Source organism: Chryseobacterium candidae (assembly GCF_004916905.1).
GTDB lineage: Bacteria > Bacteroidota > Bacteroidia > Flavobacteriales > Weeksellaceae > Chryseobacterium > Chryseobacterium candidae.
In genome coordinates, this window is the sequence record NZ_SDLV01000001.1 from 1 (window position 1) to 15997 (window position 15997).

The following is a 15997-nucleotide window of genomic DNA, read 5'->3' on the forward strand; positions in this document are numbered from 1 at the left end:
CTCATAACCCGAAGGTCATCGGTTCGAGTCCGGTTCCCGCTACTAAACGAAAGAGAAGCAATATGATTGCTTCTCTTTTTTATTTTCTGGTCATTGCAGACAAAACGATGTTGATAGTAAATTTGAATCAAAACCTATTCAATTTCCTTCCATTTTTTATAAGCTTCTTTCATACAATGCCCGCATGGACGGTAATTATTTTGTAATGCTTCTTTTTCATCTGCAAAGAAAACTCTGTTTTCCATCTTCATTCTTTTTCCTGACCGGCAGCTGAGTAATCCATAGATTTTTAATTTTTTATTTCCTCCAAATCGAACTTCTCTGCTGTGGATTTTACTTCTCAGATTTTCAGATGATAGTTGTGAATGTTGAATCATGGTTCATCTATTTATAGCGTTTAATCATTAACTGGCTGCATCATGAAAAATAATGCCCAAAGCATAGCGGTTTCCTTCTTTAACTTCACTTACACCATGTTTCATATGGACTCTGTAATAGCCCTTGTTTCCTTTTTCCGGTTTGAACTGAGTGGTAAAAATTAGAACGTCCCCTTTTTTAGGTTGTAGAACAATGGCTTTTGACTGTGCTCTCGGAATCTGCTGGGTAAGCACAAATTCACCGCCCGTAAAATCCTTTTCTGGTTCGCTGAGCATTAATACAATTTGGATAGGAAAGTATAGGTCTCCATATAGATCCTGGTGCAGCGTATTGAATCCGCCTTTTCCATATTTCAAAATTAAAACCGTCGCTTTTTGCTGACCGTTAAGGTGGCATTGGTCTAAGAATTCCTGATGATCTGAAGGAAATTGATTGTCTATATGTAAAGCTTTACACCATGCATTAGCAACAGGAGCCAGATAAGGGTAAATATTTGTTCGTATGGTTTGAATGATTTCAGGTAATGGATAGGTAAAATATTTATATTCACCCAGTCCGAAACGATGTCTGGCCATGATGACTGTTTTACGATAGAGAGAAGAATGATGATAATTTGATTTCAATAGTTCACATTCTTCCTCAGACAACAGATCAGGAATGATAGCATATCCGTTTTGATGCATTGTTTCCGTAATACTCTGCCAGTCTGTATTCTTGATTGTATGAATAATATTTTTCATTGCTTTTGAATTTATGCTGCAAAAGTCTATAGTTCTTCAGAACAATACAATCCAAAACATGCGGTATTTTATATATGAATAAAGAGTTATAAAGTATCTGGCCTACTGATTTAATGTATTTCTGGATGATACCACTGGTCCTGTTTAAGGCTACCTTTGCCCTGTTAATAAAAATAGATATAACGATGAATTACATTATTAAAAAGGCAAGTCTTGAGGATGTTGATGAAACAGCTGAATTGTTCAATCTTTATCGTGTTTTTTACAGACAGGAATCAGATGTTGAAAAAGGGAAGGCTTTTCTCAAAGAACGTTTTATAAACCGTGAGTCCGATATTTTTCTTGTGATGGTAAATGAGAAAGCAGTAGGTTTTGTACAGCTTTACAAATTATTTCATTATACCAAATTACAAAGGCAATGGCTGCTAAGTGATTTGTTTGTGCATCCGGATTATAGAGGAAAAGGTCTTTCCGTAGCATTAATTGACCGTAGCAAAGAATGGTGTGAAGAGACAGGAGCGTGCGGGCTGATGCTTGAAACCGAAAAAACAAATGACATAGGAAACACATTATATCCACGCTGCGGGTTTGAATATGACGGATTGCATAATTATTACCACTGGTGGAAATAAAATAAAGCTGTTTAACCCTAATCATAACCACCTTTTTTTGAGCTGGTTTACTTCTATAATGATAAGTAGTATTAGTTCTACAGTTTTGAACATTTAATTCTACAGGTATTTTCAGCCAGCAGAAGGGTATAGTCCTATTTTTGTAAAGCTCTTACAGATCATGGGTAGGACAGTTGATCTGTAGAGCGTATGCAAAAAAATCTCTGCCTAATTTTCTACTTTTTCCCCAAGGTTTTATGATTAGTACCACAAAACTGCTTTTTCCGGCGGAGATTTTTTGCTTTTGAACAAAAAAGAGAATGGCACTGCCATTCTCTTTTTTATTTTTTTTAATATGATTTAAATATTATTGTGCCAGTTGAGCGTAAGGAGTAAGTTTGTTGTCATCAGACATTGTCTGTCCTAAAAAATCTCTTTTCTGATCAGCTTTCATTCTGCCGGCAGCAGCACTTGCATTGAAATAAGCTTCACTTAGTTTTGTAGCGATATCAGAAGGTTTGAATTCGAATTTTGTATCTCCTTCAACTCCTAAATAACCGTTCTTTCTTGTAAGGTTGGTAATATAATTGTTGTAATTGATCATTGTCCCTCTCATCATATTGTTATGATATTCCATACATTTCTTGGCTTTTTTGGATGAGTTGTTCAGGATACAGTTTTTCATGTTGTTTCTGTATAAAAACCATTCAGACTCTACAATACCATATTCTCTGCCTAAAGCAATTTTTCCGTTATTCACAATATTATTATCACCTTCTTTTGTAGCGATCGTCTGAAGATGCTGAATCACCAATGGAACGGTGGCTTCAATTTTTGATTTTGTATCTTTCAGTATGCTAAGATCGGCAGCAGGAGAACCTTTCTTTTGTGCTGTAGTAACATTAAAAATAAGCAGTAATAGTACAATCAGTAAATTATATCTTTTCATGAGAAATTTTTAAAGCACTAAAATAAATATAATTTCCCGGTTAAAACAAATACATTTTAATATTTATTTAATAAAATTTAACAATTCTATAATGTATATTATTCATTATTGTAAAAATGATGCGTTTAAGGTCTTTATTGAAGTGATTTTTGTAATCTAAATTGTTAATACAGCTCAATGTGTGTATTTGAGTCCTAATCAATGTAAAATGTTTTACGCAAGGATAAAAAAACACTACTCATAATGATGGTAGTGTTTTGTAAAAATCATTTATTTGAAATAATGGGTGATTTTTTTACTTTCAGGGACAACTTTAGAGTCAAAATGTTCCAGTAATTTTCCTTCCGGGCTGATCAGAAACTTATTGAAATTCCAGCTTATGGTGGCATCCATTACTCCATTTTGAGATTTGTGGGTAAGATAATCGAATACAGGAGTGATTTTTGAACCTTTTACATCCACTGAGGTGGTAAGCGGAAAGGTTACCCCATAATTCTTTTCACAGAAAGACTTGATTTCCACATTATCATGAAACTCCTGATCTGCAAAATTATCAGAAGGAAAGCCTACCACAACCAGTTTATCACCATAATCTTTGTAAAGCTGCTCCAATCCTTTGTATTGAGGAGTGTATCCGCACTTGGATGCCGTGTTTACAATAAGAATATATTTCCCTTTGTATTCAGAAAAATCAATTTTTCCGCCGTCTATGGATTCAATCTTAAAATCATAAATTGATTTTGCAGGTTTTGGACCGTTGGAATCATCCGATTTAATAAATGATGAAAGGCCTATGATTCCTATAAGCACCATTCCGATAAAAAGTATTTTTTTCATTTAAAAAGATTTTACTATTGTTTTATGTATTAGATTATTGATCATTTTTGCTGCACTTTTGTTTTTTCCGGTTTTATTTCTAGTTAAAATCCATTCTTCCAGAAATATCAAATTTAGGGTTATTAAATCCTTATGCAATAGTATTTTTTATTGTTTTGAATTTTTTACCTGATTTATCAATTCTTATCAAGATATAAAACCCTGGCAGAGATTATCCCGACAAACCAAATGAAACATTTCTTCAAGGTTAGTTGAAATCCCGGATTTAATGTAGAGGTTTTGGTATAAAAGATCAGTTTTGTTGAAGAGTTTTTCGTGAAATTAGAATTGAAAATTCATTTAATTAAAATTTAATCAACTTTATTTTATTGATTATTAATATTTTACATTTTAAAATCTTTTATCACTAAAAAAATAGTTGTTAGATTCAAATTTATTTCTACATTTGTATAACTAATTTCTTAGTGATATAGAATTGAAAAGTTTTATATCAATATAACTGATAAATGAACAGGATATGAAAATTCAGACTTTAACAAAAGCAGAAGAACAGGTAATGCAGTATGTATGGAAAATAGAAAAAGGATTTCTTAAGGATGTTCTGGATCTTTTTCCGGAACCAAAACCACACACCAATACAGTCTCTACTATTTTAAAAGTATTGAAAGACAAAGAATTTGTAGACTATCGTGTACATGGAAGACAGCATGAGTATTTTCCGCTTGTTTCAAAAGAACAATATTCCGGAAAGACCATGAAAAGTCTTGTGAAAAACTATTTCAAAGGCTCTTACAAGAGTGCCGTTTCATTTTTGGTAGAAAAAAATGAAATGACAGTAGAAGATCTTGAGATGTTATTAGATGAACTCAAAAACAAAGATTAGTACTTATGGAAGCAATACTTTTATACTTTGGGAAAACTATTTTATGTTCGGGTGTAACGTTTTTGTACTATCAGTTGTCATTAAAAGACAAGACATTCCATCATTATAACAGATTTTATCTGCTGGGAGCGATTGTGATATCACTTTTGTTGCCGCTCATTAAAGTAGATGATTTTACGATAGAGGTAAATAATGATGTATATATGCTTCTTGATAAGATTCAGAATTTTAATACAGAAAAAAATATAAACAATGGTAACCTTTATTTTAACATTACTTTTTCAGCTCTGGGACTGGTTTCTTTCTATTTTCTAGGGAAACTTATGTATGGGATTTTTAAAATCCAGCAGTTTAAGAAACAGTTTAATAAAGAAAGTTTTGACGGGATCAACTTTTACCGTACAGACCTTAATGAAGCTCCTTTTTCCTACTTTAAAAATCTTTTCTGGAAGAACGCCATTACTTTGCATTCTGATATTGGAAAACAGATTTTAAAGCATGAAATGGTACATATTGAGCAGAAACATTCCTTTGATAAGATCTTTATTGAGATTATTACCTCAGTTTTCTGGTTCAATCCGTTTTTTCATGTCATCAAAAAAGAAATTAATTTAATCCACGAATATCTGGCTGATAAAAAAGCCGTAAAACAATTGGACACCAAAGCATTTGCGCAGATGCTTTTAGCAAGCCACTTTTCCGGAACACAGTTGCCTGTTACCAGTCCGTTTCTAAGTTCAAACCTTAAAAAAAGACTTAAGATGTTACAAAAACCAAAAACCAAATTCGGATATGCGCGAAGAATTTTTGCCTTGCCGGTTGTTTTCTCACTGGCCTTTGCTTATCTGGTAAATGCTAAAAACAGAGAAATTGAAGAAACCAATCTTTCCATCAAAAAAGTAGTTTCAGAAATCAAGAAAGATACGATAAGACCAGTAAGACCTGAAGGATCGGGTCAGGAAAAAATGGCAGAATTGAAAGCCGTGTCACCGGATGATCAGAAAAAAATAACCAATCTTGAAAAGAAGATAAAAGAAAAAGAGAAAGAGCTGGAAGGTTTGGATCCCGAAAGTGATCTCTTCAGTGATAAAATAGAAGAAATAAGCAATCTGGCATCAGAGATAGGAGAGATTGCCTCAAAGGTTGAAGTTGATCAGTATTTCAATTCTGCGGAATGGAAGAATCAGATGAAGGAGCTTGAGAATATGGAACCTCTTAGTAAAAAGGAGCTTCGAAAGATTGAAAGAGCTGCCAAAAAAGCGGAAAGAGAAGCTGCCAAAATAGGCGAACTGCCCATTCCTCCGGTACCACCTAAAGCACCAAGAGAGCCGAAAATAACCTATTTTAAAACAAACAAAATTGTTAATTATAAAGATCTGAGCGCTCAGGAAAAAGAAGAAGTACGTAAAGCAATGGCGGAAGCTAAAAAAGCACTGAAAGAAGCGGGAAAAGCCAGAATTGAGGGTGAAAAAGCAAGAATAGAAGGTGCAAAAGCCCAACTGGAGGGAAATAGAATAAGATTAGAAGGAGAGAGAATCCGGATTGATGGAGACAAAATCCGAAGAGACGTTGAAAAGGCCCGCACGGAAGCCGAAAAAAGATCAGCAAGCTTCAGAGACGGTACTTTTATTAAAGTGATCAGCGGTTCACCCGGTGTTATTGTAATGAATGCTGACTTTATTAAAAAAGACAGCAACGGAAACATCGCAATGAATGGGGTGAAAAAATTTAAAATAAGCGGTACTGATGATGTAAAATATAAGTATTACATTGACGGGAGAGAAGTTTCACAGGATGATATGAACTCATTAGATACCAATAATATATCGAGAGTTAACGTCAACACTCAGAAGAATGGAGAAGTAAAGCAGGGGGAAGTAAGAATTGAGACAAAGAAGTAAATTTCTGCAAAGCTTTGTCAGTTTTAAAAATGGCAAAGCTTTTTTTATGAATAGATAAATACATAGAATATGAAAAAAAATTATTTGCTTTTATTAGCTTTTTTAAGTGTTTTTGTGAATGCACAGGTAAACAGATTTTTCTATGACTATAAATATATTTCAGATTCTACCAATAGAGCAGAAGTGAAAAGCGATGTAATGCTTTTGGATATTGATAAAAATGGATCTAAATATTACAGCCGTGAGAAATTTGTTGCAGACTCCACAACCAAAGCAGATATTGCCAGACAGATGAAAGGAGGATTCGGAGGCAGTATTAATATTAAAAGAAATATAAAACAGGGAACCATTAATAGCACGGTCACAAAAAAATATCCGGATTATAGTGTTTCATTCTCTGAAAATATAGGGAATACTACTTATAAGATGCCGGAAGATCAAAAGCCTGAATGGAATATTTTACCTGATAAACAGAAAATTGGAGAGTATAATACTCAGAAAGCAACCACAAATTATGGAGGCAGAAGCTGGATCGCCTGGTTTTCTACAGACATCCCATTTCAGGACGGACCTTATAAATTCTACGGATTGCCAGGACTTATTGTTAAAATTGAGGATAAAACAGGTTCTCATATTATGACTTTAATTGGTAACAAAAAAACCGAAGCCACATCAGAAGAAGCTCTCCAGATACCTGGTCTCACTACAATTGGCTTTGGAGGTAAAGAGATAGAAATCAATAAAAAGCAGTTCAAAAAAGCCTGGAAAGATTATCTTGCTGACCCTACAAAAGACATGAAACAAACCATGAGTACCCTTCCTGCCGGAGCTGTTGTACAAATGAGAAATCAGGATGGAAAAAATATTGATGTAAATGAAATGTATAGAAATATTGAAAAAAGAGCAAAAGAAGACCAACTAAAGAATAACAATAAAATAGAACCGGAACTATATCGATAAAATATACAGTTCCCATATGATTCAGATACTATACATTAGTTAAATCTGGAAAAAATAATACAGTACGAAAAATCCCGGAACGAAAAGTTCCGGGATTTTTATATCTGAATAAGAGCCAGTGATTATGCTAATTTTTGAGAATCTGCAATAAACTGAGCCAATCCGCTGTCTGTTAACGGGTGCTTCAATAAGCTCAAGATCGGAGGAAGTGGTGAAGTGATAACATCTGCTCCAATTTTAGCACAGTCGATAATGTGCATTGAGTGACGGATAGAAGCCGCTAAGATTTCAGTTTCGAACATGTAGTTATCGAAAATTAGTCTGATTTCCTGGATAAGGTTCAGACCGTCTGTAGAAATATCATCTAATCTTCCTAAGAACGGAGAAACGTAAGTTGCTCCTGCTTTTGCTGCCAGCAGAGCCTGTCCCGGAGAAAAGATCAAAGTACAGTTTGTTCTGATTCCTTTATCAGAAAAATATTTTAAAGCTTTGATTCCGTCTTTGATCATCGGAATTTTTACAACAATATTCGGGTGAATAGCAGCCAATTCGTCTCCTTCCTTAATCATTTCCTCATACGTTGTAGAAAGAACTTCCGCAGAAATATCCCCATCTACAAGTTCGCAGATCGTTTTATAATGGTTTCTGATTGCTTCAGCTCCCTGAATACCTTCTTTAGCCATTAATGAAGGATTGGTAGTTACCCCGTCTAAAATCCCAAGATCTCTGGCTTCCTTGATTTGCTCTAAATTAGCTGTGTCAATAAAAAATTTCATTTTGATAAATAGATTTATTGATACAAAGATAGGGAATTAATTGAGTTCTGAGGTATGAATTTTGAGTTACGGAATTCGGAGTTTTAGGGTAAATGGGTTTGGATGCAGGAGAGTTTGAGAGTGGGAGAGTGAGAGATCAGGATGGTTATAGATGATAAAAAATAATTTTGTGCTGATCTTAAATCAAAGAGTTATTTTTGCTTCTAGCTTCTAGCTTCTAGCTTCTAGCTTCTAGCTTCTAGCTTCCAGCCAGACCAATTTAAATTACTACCCATGAAAAATAACCGTTTCACCGCCATATTGGAAATCATCGGAATTAATCCTTTTGTATTTGTTCCGGAAGAAATACTGGACACGATTTTTGAAAAATCAGGGAGAAATAAAAGTCCCATTGCTGTAAAAGGAATGGTGAATGGAAAAGAATTTAAGCAAAACCTTATGAAATATTTGGGGGAGTGGAGGCTGTATGTGAATCTGACCATGCTGAAAAATTCTCCAAAAAGAATCGGAGAAATCATCGAAATTGTGTTGGAATACGACGATTCTGATCGAAGTATTCCCATTCATCCTCAATTAGAAAAGGCAATCAAAGAAAGTGCTCTGGCAACAGAAAATTTCGAAAATCTGATTCCATCAAGAAGAAATGAGCTGATCCGGTATATCAATAATTTAAAAACCGAAGCCAGTATTCAGAGAAATATCGAGAAAATCATCAGACATCTGCATGGTGAAACAGATTTTTTCGGAAAAAAGATTGAATAGGATAGCCAAAAATTAAAGGTCAGAGTTTTAAAAACGAAAAGATTAAATTGAATATTGATAATTATTAAGCAAGAGAAGAAAGCAATAAAGATTGGAGTATGTTCTGGATCTCTGCGTTAAATTTAAGTTAGACATAATAAAAAATGCCGGAAAAAACTTTCCGGCATTTCATTTTTACTAAGAATTTAATGCTTTGCTAAGCTTTAAAGCATCCTGGTTCGTAGGATCATACTGTATGGATTTTGCAATATGTTCTTTTGCTTTATTAGGATCAGTTTGCTGCTCTGTAAAGGCAAGATAGAAATAAGCGTATGCCAGATTCTTCTTATTTTGCTCTACTTCTTCAGGCTTTACTGCTGCAATATACTTTTCATAAGCAATTTTTGCATTGGCATCATCTTTTGCAGACTGATAGGAATAAGCCTGGCTGTAATAAGCCGGAGCCCAGTCCGGTAATAAAACTGATATTTTTTTCCAGGTATCAATAGCGTTTGGCCAGTCTGAAGCCTCCTGATAAGCATTAGCCAGTTTTGCTAATGATTCTGCATCCTTTGGATTGGCTGCGATCTGTTTTTTAAGATCTTCGATAGTTGGATTGGTGGTTTGACTCGTTGTCGCCGATGTTTCAGGCTGAGTTGTTTGTGCATTTACAAAACTTACACTTCCTGCTAGTATTAAACCTAAAAATAGACTTCTACTATTAATTTTACTCATTTTCATAATCTTATATTTTAAATTCATAATCTAAAATTCAATAATAATTCCATAAAACCGTAAAATTTAGAGGCTTTAAGTTTTTTTAGAAAATATTAACGGGAAACAGGATTTTTTTAGTTTAATTTTTGATTCGTTCATCTTTGAAACTATCTTTGTGATTTATTTTTATTATTAATACCGATAATTTCATCATATGAACATTATATTAGCTTCAACCTCCACACTTTTTGGCGGAGAATATCTGGAATATTTAAGAGAAGAATTAATCCAACTCTATAAAGGAATCGACGAAATTGTGTTTATCCCTTTCGCTAGACCAGGTGGAATTTCTCATGATGATTATACGGCAAAAGCACGTTCTTTCTTTGAAACCATTCATATAAAAGTGAAAGGACTTCATGAATTTGAAGATAAAAAGGAAGCCATTCATCAGGCAAAAGGTTTCTTTACCGGAGGCGGAAACACTTTTTTATTGGTTAAAACATTACACGAAGAAGGGCTGATGTCTGTCCTGAAAGAAAATGTATCTGGAGGAAAAGCTTATCTCGGATGCAGCGCAGGAAGCAATATCGGAGGCCAGAATATGAAGACAACGAACGATATGCCCATTGTATATCCGCCAAGTTTCGACTGTATGGGATTAGTTCCTTTCAATATCAACCCGCACTATCTTGACCCTAATCCGGATTTGAAGCATAACGGGGAAACCAGAGAAACCCGTATCCAGGAATTCCTTACCCAGAATGATATCAAAGTAGTTGGCCTTAGAGAAGGAAACTGGATCAGAAGAACCGGAGATTCAATAACAGTTGAAGGAAGTGAACTGACCAGGATTTTTGAAAAAGGGAAAGAGCCTTATGAAATAGAAGCAGGAAGCACGCTTTAATGAACAAAGAAGAAATCAATTTTTTCATAGAACGTAATCTCACTAATTTTTCAGTGAACAGCACCGGATGGAATGATCTGATTCGGAAATTACTGTTTGAATTTGCCGTTGCAGGATGGAATATGAATCATCGTGTCTTTGGAAAAGAAAAGTTGGGGGAATTGAGATGCTACACCTATTCCGAAGATGAAACTCTCAATGCCAAACTTAAAAAAATCAAAGATAAATATTCAGAGCTTTCTGTCAAGACCTGTGAGATTTGTGGAGAAGAAGGTAAAATGAGAACAATCGGCTCATGGCAGACCACATTATGCCTTAATCATTTCCTGGAACAGCAGCCCGTTATTGAAATTGATAACAAACAGAATATCACGAGAAACAATAAGACCGTTCTGAATATTAAAAATATTACCAGCGCTGAGGTTGAATATGACCTTCAGAGATTAGAGCTGTATAACAGGCAGGAAGAAGTATTTTATTTTTCTTGGCAGGACCCCAATTATTATCTGCTTTTAAAAACAATTCCTATTTCACTTTTTCCGAAAGAAAATCAGCATGAGATATTAGCATTGTTTCAAAACGTACAGGATTGTGAAATATGTGGTCATAAAGCTGTATATCAAAGAAGCTGTCTGCGCTGTCATCATGAACCCTGGAATGATTCCGGGTATTTTATTGAAGATTACGGAGAAAAATCAAACTATATAAAAGAATGTCAGATGGATATTTTTATAGATGAAGATGATTATGAGAAATATTTTAAACATGACCGCTCATTTGAAAAATCTCCTCACCATCAGGTTCTTTTCAATTCCGATGATCTCAGGGAGTATGAAAAGCTTTTATTTTAACTATATTTGATTTAGAATTTAAATCAATGAAAAGAGGATCAGATACTACCAGGAATGTGTATTTGAAACTTCATCATTTTGACTCAAACAACAATGCAATGAAAAAGACACTTGCTGTTCTCATGCTTTCTGTACAGATGGTAGCTGCGCAGAATATGGCCCAAAAATTAGATAAAGTAACAAAGGATCTGATGGATTCTTCGGGAGCAGCATCTTCCAGTTTATCTTTTTATGTTTCCGATGAAAATGGCAATTTTGTATATGAATATCAAGGAAATAAAGGGCTTTCCACTGCTTCTACACAGAAGATTTTCACGGCAGGCGCAGCATTGGAAACATTAGGAAAAAACTATACTTTTACAACCACTTCAAGCTATTCCGGAAATATCTCCGGAGGAACGCTGAACGGAAATCTTTTCATCAGCTCCAACGGCGATCCTACATTAGGAAGCTGGAGATATGATGCCTACAAACCTGAAAATTTTAAAAAGAAGCTGATTGAGGCAATTAAAAACTCAGGGATAAAGAAAATATCAGGAGATCTTGTTATTGATGATTCATATTTTGATCACCAGACCATTCCGGGAGGCTGGCCGTGGGATGATCTTGGAAATTATTATGGTGCAGGTGTATGGGGAATCAACTGGAAAGAAAACCAGTTTGATATCAATATAAACGGAACAGATTTTAAAAGCTTTTCTTATCCGCTGGAAGGTGTGAAGTGGCTCAATGACCTGAAAACAGGAGGAAGCTCAGATCAAAGCCTGATTTTTACAGCTCCTCATTCTGATGTAGCCCTGATTAACGGTATGCTTCCTTCAGGAAAGACAGTGACGGTTTCCGGTTCTACGCCCAATCCGCCACTACAGCTGGCAGCAGAAGTAAAGCAATGGCTGAAAGAATCAGGGATTGAACTTTCAGGAAAAGCAGTAACGAATTCTCAACTTGAAATAGAAGGAAAACAGGCTTTAGCAGCTCCGAAAAAAAATATTCTTCTTACTTACCAATCTCCGACGCTGGATAAAATTGTTTTCTGGTTTCTAAGAAAAAGTATCAATCTGTATGGAGAAACATTGATTAAAACTTTAGGAAAGGAAAAGAAAGGAAATTCAAGCTTTAAAAACGGGGTTGCTTATCTGAAAGAATTCTGGAAATCAAAAGGAATCAATCCCAATATGATCAATTTTGCAGATGGAAGCGGACTTTCTCCACAAAATTATGTGGCTGCAAAAGCAGAAGTACAGGCGCTTTTATATGCAAAAAAACAATCCTGGTTTGAAGCGTATTATGACGGATTTCCGGTTCAGGATAATGGGATGAAGATGAAAAGCGGAACGATGAGAGATACCAAATCTTTTGCAGGATATCACACCGCGAAAGATGGAAAAAAATATGTATTTTCAATTATCATCAACAACTATCAGGGAAGTGGAAATACTGAGCTGCAGAAAATCCTGAATGTTTTAAAATAAAAAACCTTTGAGAAAATCCATACTCACCAGACTGAATAACTGGATCATTTTTGTTGTCATGACTACTTTGGTTATTGCCATTGTAGTAGCTTCAACATCGCTTATTAATTTTCTCAGAAAAGAGGAGATTAAAAGGATCAGTCTTCTTTCCAAAGCTATAAGGATACAGCAGGAAGTGAAAACTCCGGATACAGATGTTCTGGATTTGCTGCCGGATATTCTGAATATCAACAATACCATTCCCTTCATTGTAACGGATAAATATAAAAACCCGATTCTTGACCTCGGATACTACAGAAATATTCCTGAAAGCACAATTAAGAATCCTGAAAAACTGCAGAGTCTGATCCGGAATATGGAGAAAAATTATGATCCTATTGAGATCAAAGTGCCGGATGGAAATAATCAGTTTGTGTATTACGATAACTCCCGTCTGCTTAATAATCTTCGGTATTCTCCCTATATTTTAGGTTTGTTTATTCTATTGTATTTCGGTTTTTCTTTCTGGTTTTTCAGAACCATTAAAAAGACGGATGAAGGCTATCTTTGGGCTGGATTGGCTAAAGAAACAGCCCATCAGATCGGAACTCCTTTATCTTCTATGATTGGATGGATGGAAATTATGAAGCTTGATAATCCTGAATCAGAAGGAGTACATGAGATAGAAAAAGATATTGAAAGGCTTAGAACTATTTCTGAAAGATTTTCAAAAATAGGTTCTGTTCCAGAGCTGAACGATAGAAATTTCAATGAAACCATACAGGAGAATTATGATTATTTAAAAACAAGAATCTCCAGAAAAATCAATTTTACCCTCAATCTACCTACATATACCGTTCTGGTTCCCCACAATAAAATCCTGATGAGCTGGGTGATCGAAAATCTGGTGAAAAATGCTGTGGATGCCATGAAAGGAGAAGGAGCTATCACCATGTCTGTCTTTGAAAGGAATAAAAATATTCTCATCGAAGTAAGGGACAACGGAAGCGGAATGACCAAACAGCAGGCAAGAAATGCTTTTAATCCAGGGTATTCTACCAAAAAAAGGGGCTGGGGATTAGGTCTGTCACTGGCAAGAAGAGTTATTCATGAATACCATAATGGAGATATCAAGATTTCTCAGACTGAAGTAGGAAAGGGAAGTACCTTTAGGATAACGATCAGAAAAGAGGAAATTCTTTAACAATCAATTAATTTTTTATAAATAAGAAACCTAACAGGTTTTTAAAACCTGTTAGGTTTGAATGTTAAGGCAAGATTTGAATATTAGAATATAAAGATCACTTGAGAAAATAAAAGCGGGGAAAAATTTCCCCGCTTTTCTCTTTATTTTTTACCAGTAAGCCACTGTGTCTGTAGTTTCAGTTCTTCCGGAGTTGGATTTGTCTTGTATGAAGGTATTTCCATAGTCATTTTATCCAGAATTGCTTTTCCTTTCAATGTCATTTTCTCTTTTTTACCGGCGTTGTCTCTTAGAATGGTTACCGTAACTTCCTGTCCGTCCTTGATTGTTCTGGTATATCCGATAAAATCCTGTACCTTTTTGATATCTACTGTTCTTCCATCTAAAGCAAGTACCTGATCTGTGATTTTAAATCCGATACTTTTTGCAAATGGAGACAATGCAGAATGTTCATCAAAAGCAAAGGCATTGGTCTTTTCATCAAAACCTGTCTGGTTCGGATCTTTGATAAACCAGAACAGAGGCTGGCTTTCCTGCTTTTTAATATCCACACCTACCATGTTCAGGTATTGTGCATAAGGTGTAGGCTGGTTTCCTGCAATATATTTGTTGTAGAATTCTTTTACCTGAGGATATCCGGTTACCGTTACCAGTTCGTCAATCAGTTTATCATCTTTGAAAGGTTTGTTTTCACCAAATCTCTGAGACAGCTTTCTGATCATATCACGATATCCCATTTCTCCGTTAGACAATTTTCTGAGCTCAATATCAAGACACATCGCAAGAAGAGCTCCTTTCTCATATACATTTCTGTACTGGTCTTTATAAGGCTCTACCAATACATTTTTACTCATTACCGTAAATGGCATCGTATCATCATAGCTCTTGGAGTTGGCGATCTTCTCACCCATTCTTTCAAGGAACTGATCTTTATTGATCAAACCTTCCTGAATCTGGAATAAGTTGGCAAAATATTCTGTTCCCCCTTCGTACATCCATAAGTGCTGAGACATTTTCGGATCTGCATAATCGAAATAGTGAATTTCTTCTGAGTGGGTCTTCAGAGGGTTTACTGTATGGAAAAATTCGTGGGAAACCACATCTGTAATCGTATTGTCAATAGCATCTTTCGGCATTGCTTCAGGCAGCACCACACTTGTAGATTCGTGGTGTTCCAGTGCTCCGAAACCTTTTACTTTAGGCCCGTCACCACCGGAAAGATAAAGCATGATGGCGTACTTCTTATTGGTGTTCATATCCCCAAGAAATTTCTTTTGGGCAACCACCATTTTTTCAAGATTGTCTTTAAAATCTGCTGCTTTATATTTTCCTGTCGGAGAATATACACCCAGTACAAGATCCATTCCTCCTGCGTTGAAGGTAATATAATCCGGCTTTGTATACATTAACGGAGAATCTGTTACCTTCGCATAGTTGGCAAGAGTATAGGTATCTGTAGATTCGGATTTATCCTGATCTACCAGTGCTGTAGTTCCGTAGAAATCAGTTGGTTTCTGAACGACAAGCTGATAAGGAACATCCTGCATGTTCTCAATATATCCGATAAATCCGTGGGTATTGATCATATATACCTTTCCTTCTTCAATATCAGTTCCTGAAGGAGAAAATACGGCTTTATGCTTTGATGTATCCAATTCATCATCGAAACTGTCGTTCACAAGATAGGAGATTTTAGAAAGTGACTGGGCATTTTTCAATGAATAGGTGTTATCATTTACTTTAGTATAAGTAAGTTCTTTTCCTTTATTATCGTAAAATTTGATTCCTTCTATGAATCTTCCATAGTCGTCTACAGAATACGTACCCGGAACTGTTTTTGGAAAATGGAATTTAATATCTCCGGATTTCATTTTCGGAAATTCCATGGTAACGGCTACTTTATCATCTTTTACATTGACAAGGTCAATAGTGGTTTTTATAGACTGAGCATTTGCTAAAAAAGCAGCAAAAATACCAAGGCTAAGTACTGTTTTTCTCATTAGGTGTAAATTAATAGTTAAATAGTTGCTTTTTTTCTGAATTTGTTACGAAGAAAGTATTAAACTTTTCTTAAAATTTTAAAGGTAAAAA

General features: G+C 35.2%; 16 protein-coding genes. 9 read left to right on the forward strand and 7 right to left on the reverse strand.

Annotated features, from left to right (window positions below; genetic code table 11):
* Window positions 1-134: 134 nt before the first annotated feature.
* Together EK417_RS00005 and EK417_RS00010 are read right to left on the reverse strand one after the other, a co-directional pair.
* The gene (locus tag EK417_RS00005; RefSeq protein ID WP_076597541.1) at window positions 135-377 is read right to left on the reverse strand and encodes an Ada metal-binding domain-containing protein; all 243 of its coding nucleotides are present in this window, start codon (window positions 375-377) and stop codon (window positions 135-137) included.
* Window positions 378-404: 27 nt separating this feature from the next.
* Window positions 405-1118: a 2OG-Fe(II) oxygenase gene (locus EK417_RS00010; RefSeq protein WP_136521013.1), complete on the reverse strand. Its 714-nt coding sequence runs from the start codon at window positions 1116-1118 to the stop codon at window positions 405-407.
* A gap of 185 nt (window positions 1119-1303) precedes the next feature.
* On the opposite strand from EK417_RS00010, the gene EK417_RS00015 reads away from it, so the two are divergent.
* Complete coding sequence (locus EK417_RS00015; protein WP_136521014.1) at window positions 1304-1750, forward strand: GNAT family N-acetyltransferase; 447 nt, start codon at window positions 1304-1306, stop codon at window positions 1748-1750.
* 346 nt (window positions 1751-2096) lie between these two features.
* Here EK417_RS00015 and EK417_RS00020 read toward each other — a convergent pair whose 3' ends face one another.
* Window positions 2097-2678 carry a hypothetical protein gene (locus EK417_RS00020; protein ID WP_076597544.1) on the reverse strand — a complete coding sequence of 194 codons (582 nt, stop codon included), beginning with the start codon at window positions 2676-2678 and terminating at the stop codon, window positions 2097-2099.
* Window positions 2679-2948: 270 nt separating this feature from the next.
* Window positions 2949-3515: a glutathione peroxidase gene (locus EK417_RS00025; protein ID WP_136521015.1), complete on the reverse strand. Its 567-nt coding sequence runs from the start codon at window positions 3513-3515 to the stop codon at window positions 2949-2951.
* 517 nt (window positions 3516-4032) lie between these two features.
* Between EK417_RS00025 and EK417_RS00030 the strand changes: the two genes are divergently transcribed.
* The 3 genes from EK417_RS00030 to EK417_RS00040 all read left to right on the forward strand — a co-directional run bounded on the left by EK417_RS00030 (window position 4033) and on the right by EK417_RS00040 (window position 7259).
* Complete coding sequence (locus EK417_RS00030; RefSeq protein WP_065398165.1) at window positions 4033-4398, forward strand: BlaI/MecI/CopY family transcriptional regulator; 366 nt, start codon at window positions 4033-4035, stop codon at window positions 4396-4398.
* 5 nt (window positions 4399-4403) lie between these two features.
* Entirely contained in the window at window positions 4404-6299 is a 1896-nt protein-coding gene (locus EK417_RS00035) for a M56 family metallopeptidase (protein ID WP_136521016.1), read from the forward strand.
* Window positions 6300-6368: 69 nt separating this feature from the next.
* Entirely contained in the window at window positions 6369-7259 is an 891-nt protein-coding gene (locus tag EK417_RS00040) for a GLPGLI family protein (RefSeq protein ID WP_136521017.1), read from the forward strand.
* Between the two features lie 122 nt (window positions 7260-7381).
* Here EK417_RS00040 and fsa read toward each other — a convergent pair whose 3' ends face one another.
* On the reverse strand, window positions 7382-8035 hold the full coding sequence (gene fsa / locus EK417_RS00045; RefSeq protein ID WP_076597548.1) for a fructose-6-phosphate aldolase: 654 nt from the start codon (window positions 8033-8035) through the stop codon (window positions 7382-7384).
* 273 nt (window positions 8036-8308) lie between these two features.
* Here fsa and EK417_RS00050 point away from each other — a divergent pair, with 273 nt between their 5' ends.
* A complete protein-coding gene (locus tag EK417_RS00050; protein ID WP_076597549.1) occupies window positions 8309-8797 on the forward strand; it encodes a YdeI/OmpD-associated family protein in 489 nt (162 codons plus the stop codon).
* A 177-nt stretch (window positions 8798-8974) separates the two neighbouring features.
* On the opposite strand, the gene EK417_RS00055 is transcribed toward EK417_RS00050, so the two are convergent.
* A complete protein-coding gene (locus tag EK417_RS00055) occupies window positions 8975-9517 on the reverse strand; it encodes a tetratricopeptide repeat protein (protein WP_110366385.1) in 543 nt (180 codons plus the stop codon).
* Between the two features lie 190 nt (window positions 9518-9707).
* Between EK417_RS00055 and pepE the strand changes: the two genes are divergently transcribed.
* The 4 genes from pepE to EK417_RS00075 all read left to right on the forward strand — a co-directional run bounded on the left by pepE (window position 9708) and on the right by EK417_RS00075 (window position 13906).
* On the forward strand, window positions 9708-10400 hold the full coding sequence (pepE, locus tag EK417_RS00060; protein WP_076597550.1) for a dipeptidase PepE: 693 nt from the start codon (window positions 9708-9710) through the stop codon (window positions 10398-10400).
* Complete coding sequence (locus tag EK417_RS00065; RefSeq protein WP_136521018.1) at window positions 10400-11251, forward strand: hypothetical protein; 852 nt, start codon at window positions 10400-10402, stop codon at window positions 11249-11251. The genes pepE and EK417_RS00065 overlap by 1 nt, the downstream gene beginning before the upstream one ends.
* Window positions 11252-11349: 98 nt before the next feature.
* The gene (gene dacB / locus EK417_RS00070) at window positions 11350-12723 is read left to right on the forward strand and encodes a D-alanyl-D-alanine carboxypeptidase/D-alanyl-D-alanine endopeptidase (RefSeq protein ID WP_136521019.1); all 1374 of its coding nucleotides are present in this window, start codon (window positions 11350-11352) and stop codon (window positions 12721-12723) included.
* A 7-nt stretch (window positions 12724-12730) separates the two neighbouring features.
* Window positions 12731-13906: a sensor histidine kinase gene (locus tag EK417_RS00075; RefSeq protein WP_076597552.1), complete on the forward strand. Its 1176-nt coding sequence runs from the start codon at window positions 12731-12733 to the stop codon at window positions 13904-13906.
* Between the two features lie 143 nt (window positions 13907-14049).
* Here the strand turns inward: EK417_RS00075 and EK417_RS00080 are convergent, their stop codons facing one another.
* Window positions 14050-15906 (reverse strand): M61 family metallopeptidase, encoded by a 1857-nt coding sequence (locus tag EK417_RS00080; protein WP_136521020.1) that lies wholly within the window; start codon window positions 15904-15906, stop codon window positions 14050-14052.
* Between the last annotated feature and the right edge of the window lie 91 nt (window positions 15907-15997).

Excerpts from the sequence above, each read along its gene's own strand:
- EK417_RS00005 (WP_076597541.1), bottom strand. The coding sequence starts at position 377 with ATGATTCAACATTCACAACTATCATCTGAAAATCTGAGAAGTAAAATC.
- EK417_RS00010 (WP_136521013.1), bottom strand. The coding sequence starts at position 1,118 with ATGAAAAATATTATTCATACAATCAAGAATACAGACTGGCAGAGTATT.
- EK417_RS00015 (WP_136521014.1), top strand. The coding sequence starts at position 1,304 with ATGAATTACATTATTAAAAAGGCAAGTCTTGAGGATGTTGATGAAACA.
- EK417_RS00020 (WP_076597544.1), bottom strand. The coding sequence starts at position 2,678 with ATGAAAAGATATAATTTACTGATTGTACTATTACTGCTTATTTTTAAT.
- EK417_RS00025 (WP_136521015.1), bottom strand. The coding sequence starts at position 3,515 with ATGAAAAAAATACTTTTTATCGGAATGGTGCTTATAGGAATCATAGGC.
- EK417_RS00030 (WP_065398165.1), top strand. The coding sequence starts at position 4,033 with ATGAAAATTCAGACTTTAACAAAAGCAGAAGAACAGGTAATGCAGTAT.
- EK417_RS00035 (WP_136521016.1), top strand. The coding sequence starts at position 4,404 with ATGGAAGCAATACTTTTATACTTTGGGAAAACTATTTTATGTTCGGGT.
- EK417_RS00040 (WP_136521017.1), top strand. The coding sequence starts at position 6,369 with ATGAAAAAAAATTATTTGCTTTTATTAGCTTTTTTAAGTGTTTTTGTG.
- fsa (WP_076597548.1), bottom strand. The coding sequence starts at position 8,035 with ATGAAATTTTTTATTGACACAGCTAATTTAGAGCAAATCAAGGAAGCC.
- EK417_RS00050 (WP_076597549.1), top strand. The coding sequence starts at position 8,309 with ATGAAAAATAACCGTTTCACCGCCATATTGGAAATCATCGGAATTAAT.
- EK417_RS00055 (WP_110366385.1), bottom strand. The coding sequence starts at position 9,517 with ATGAAAATGAGTAAAATTAATAGTAGAAGTCTATTTTTAGGTTTAATA.
- pepE (WP_076597550.1), top strand. The coding sequence starts at position 9,708 with ATGAACATTATATTAGCTTCAACCTCCACACTTTTTGGCGGAGAATAT.
- EK417_RS00065 (WP_136521018.1), top strand. The coding sequence starts at position 10,400 with ATGAACAAAGAAGAAATCAATTTTTTCATAGAACGTAATCTCACTAAT.
- dacB (WP_136521019.1), top strand. The coding sequence starts at position 11,350 with ATGAAAAAGACACTTGCTGTTCTCATGCTTTCTGTACAGATGGTAGCT.
- EK417_RS00080 (WP_136521020.1), bottom strand. The coding sequence starts at position 15,906 with ATGAGAAAAACAGTACTTAGCCTTGGTATTTTTGCTGCTTTTTTAGCA.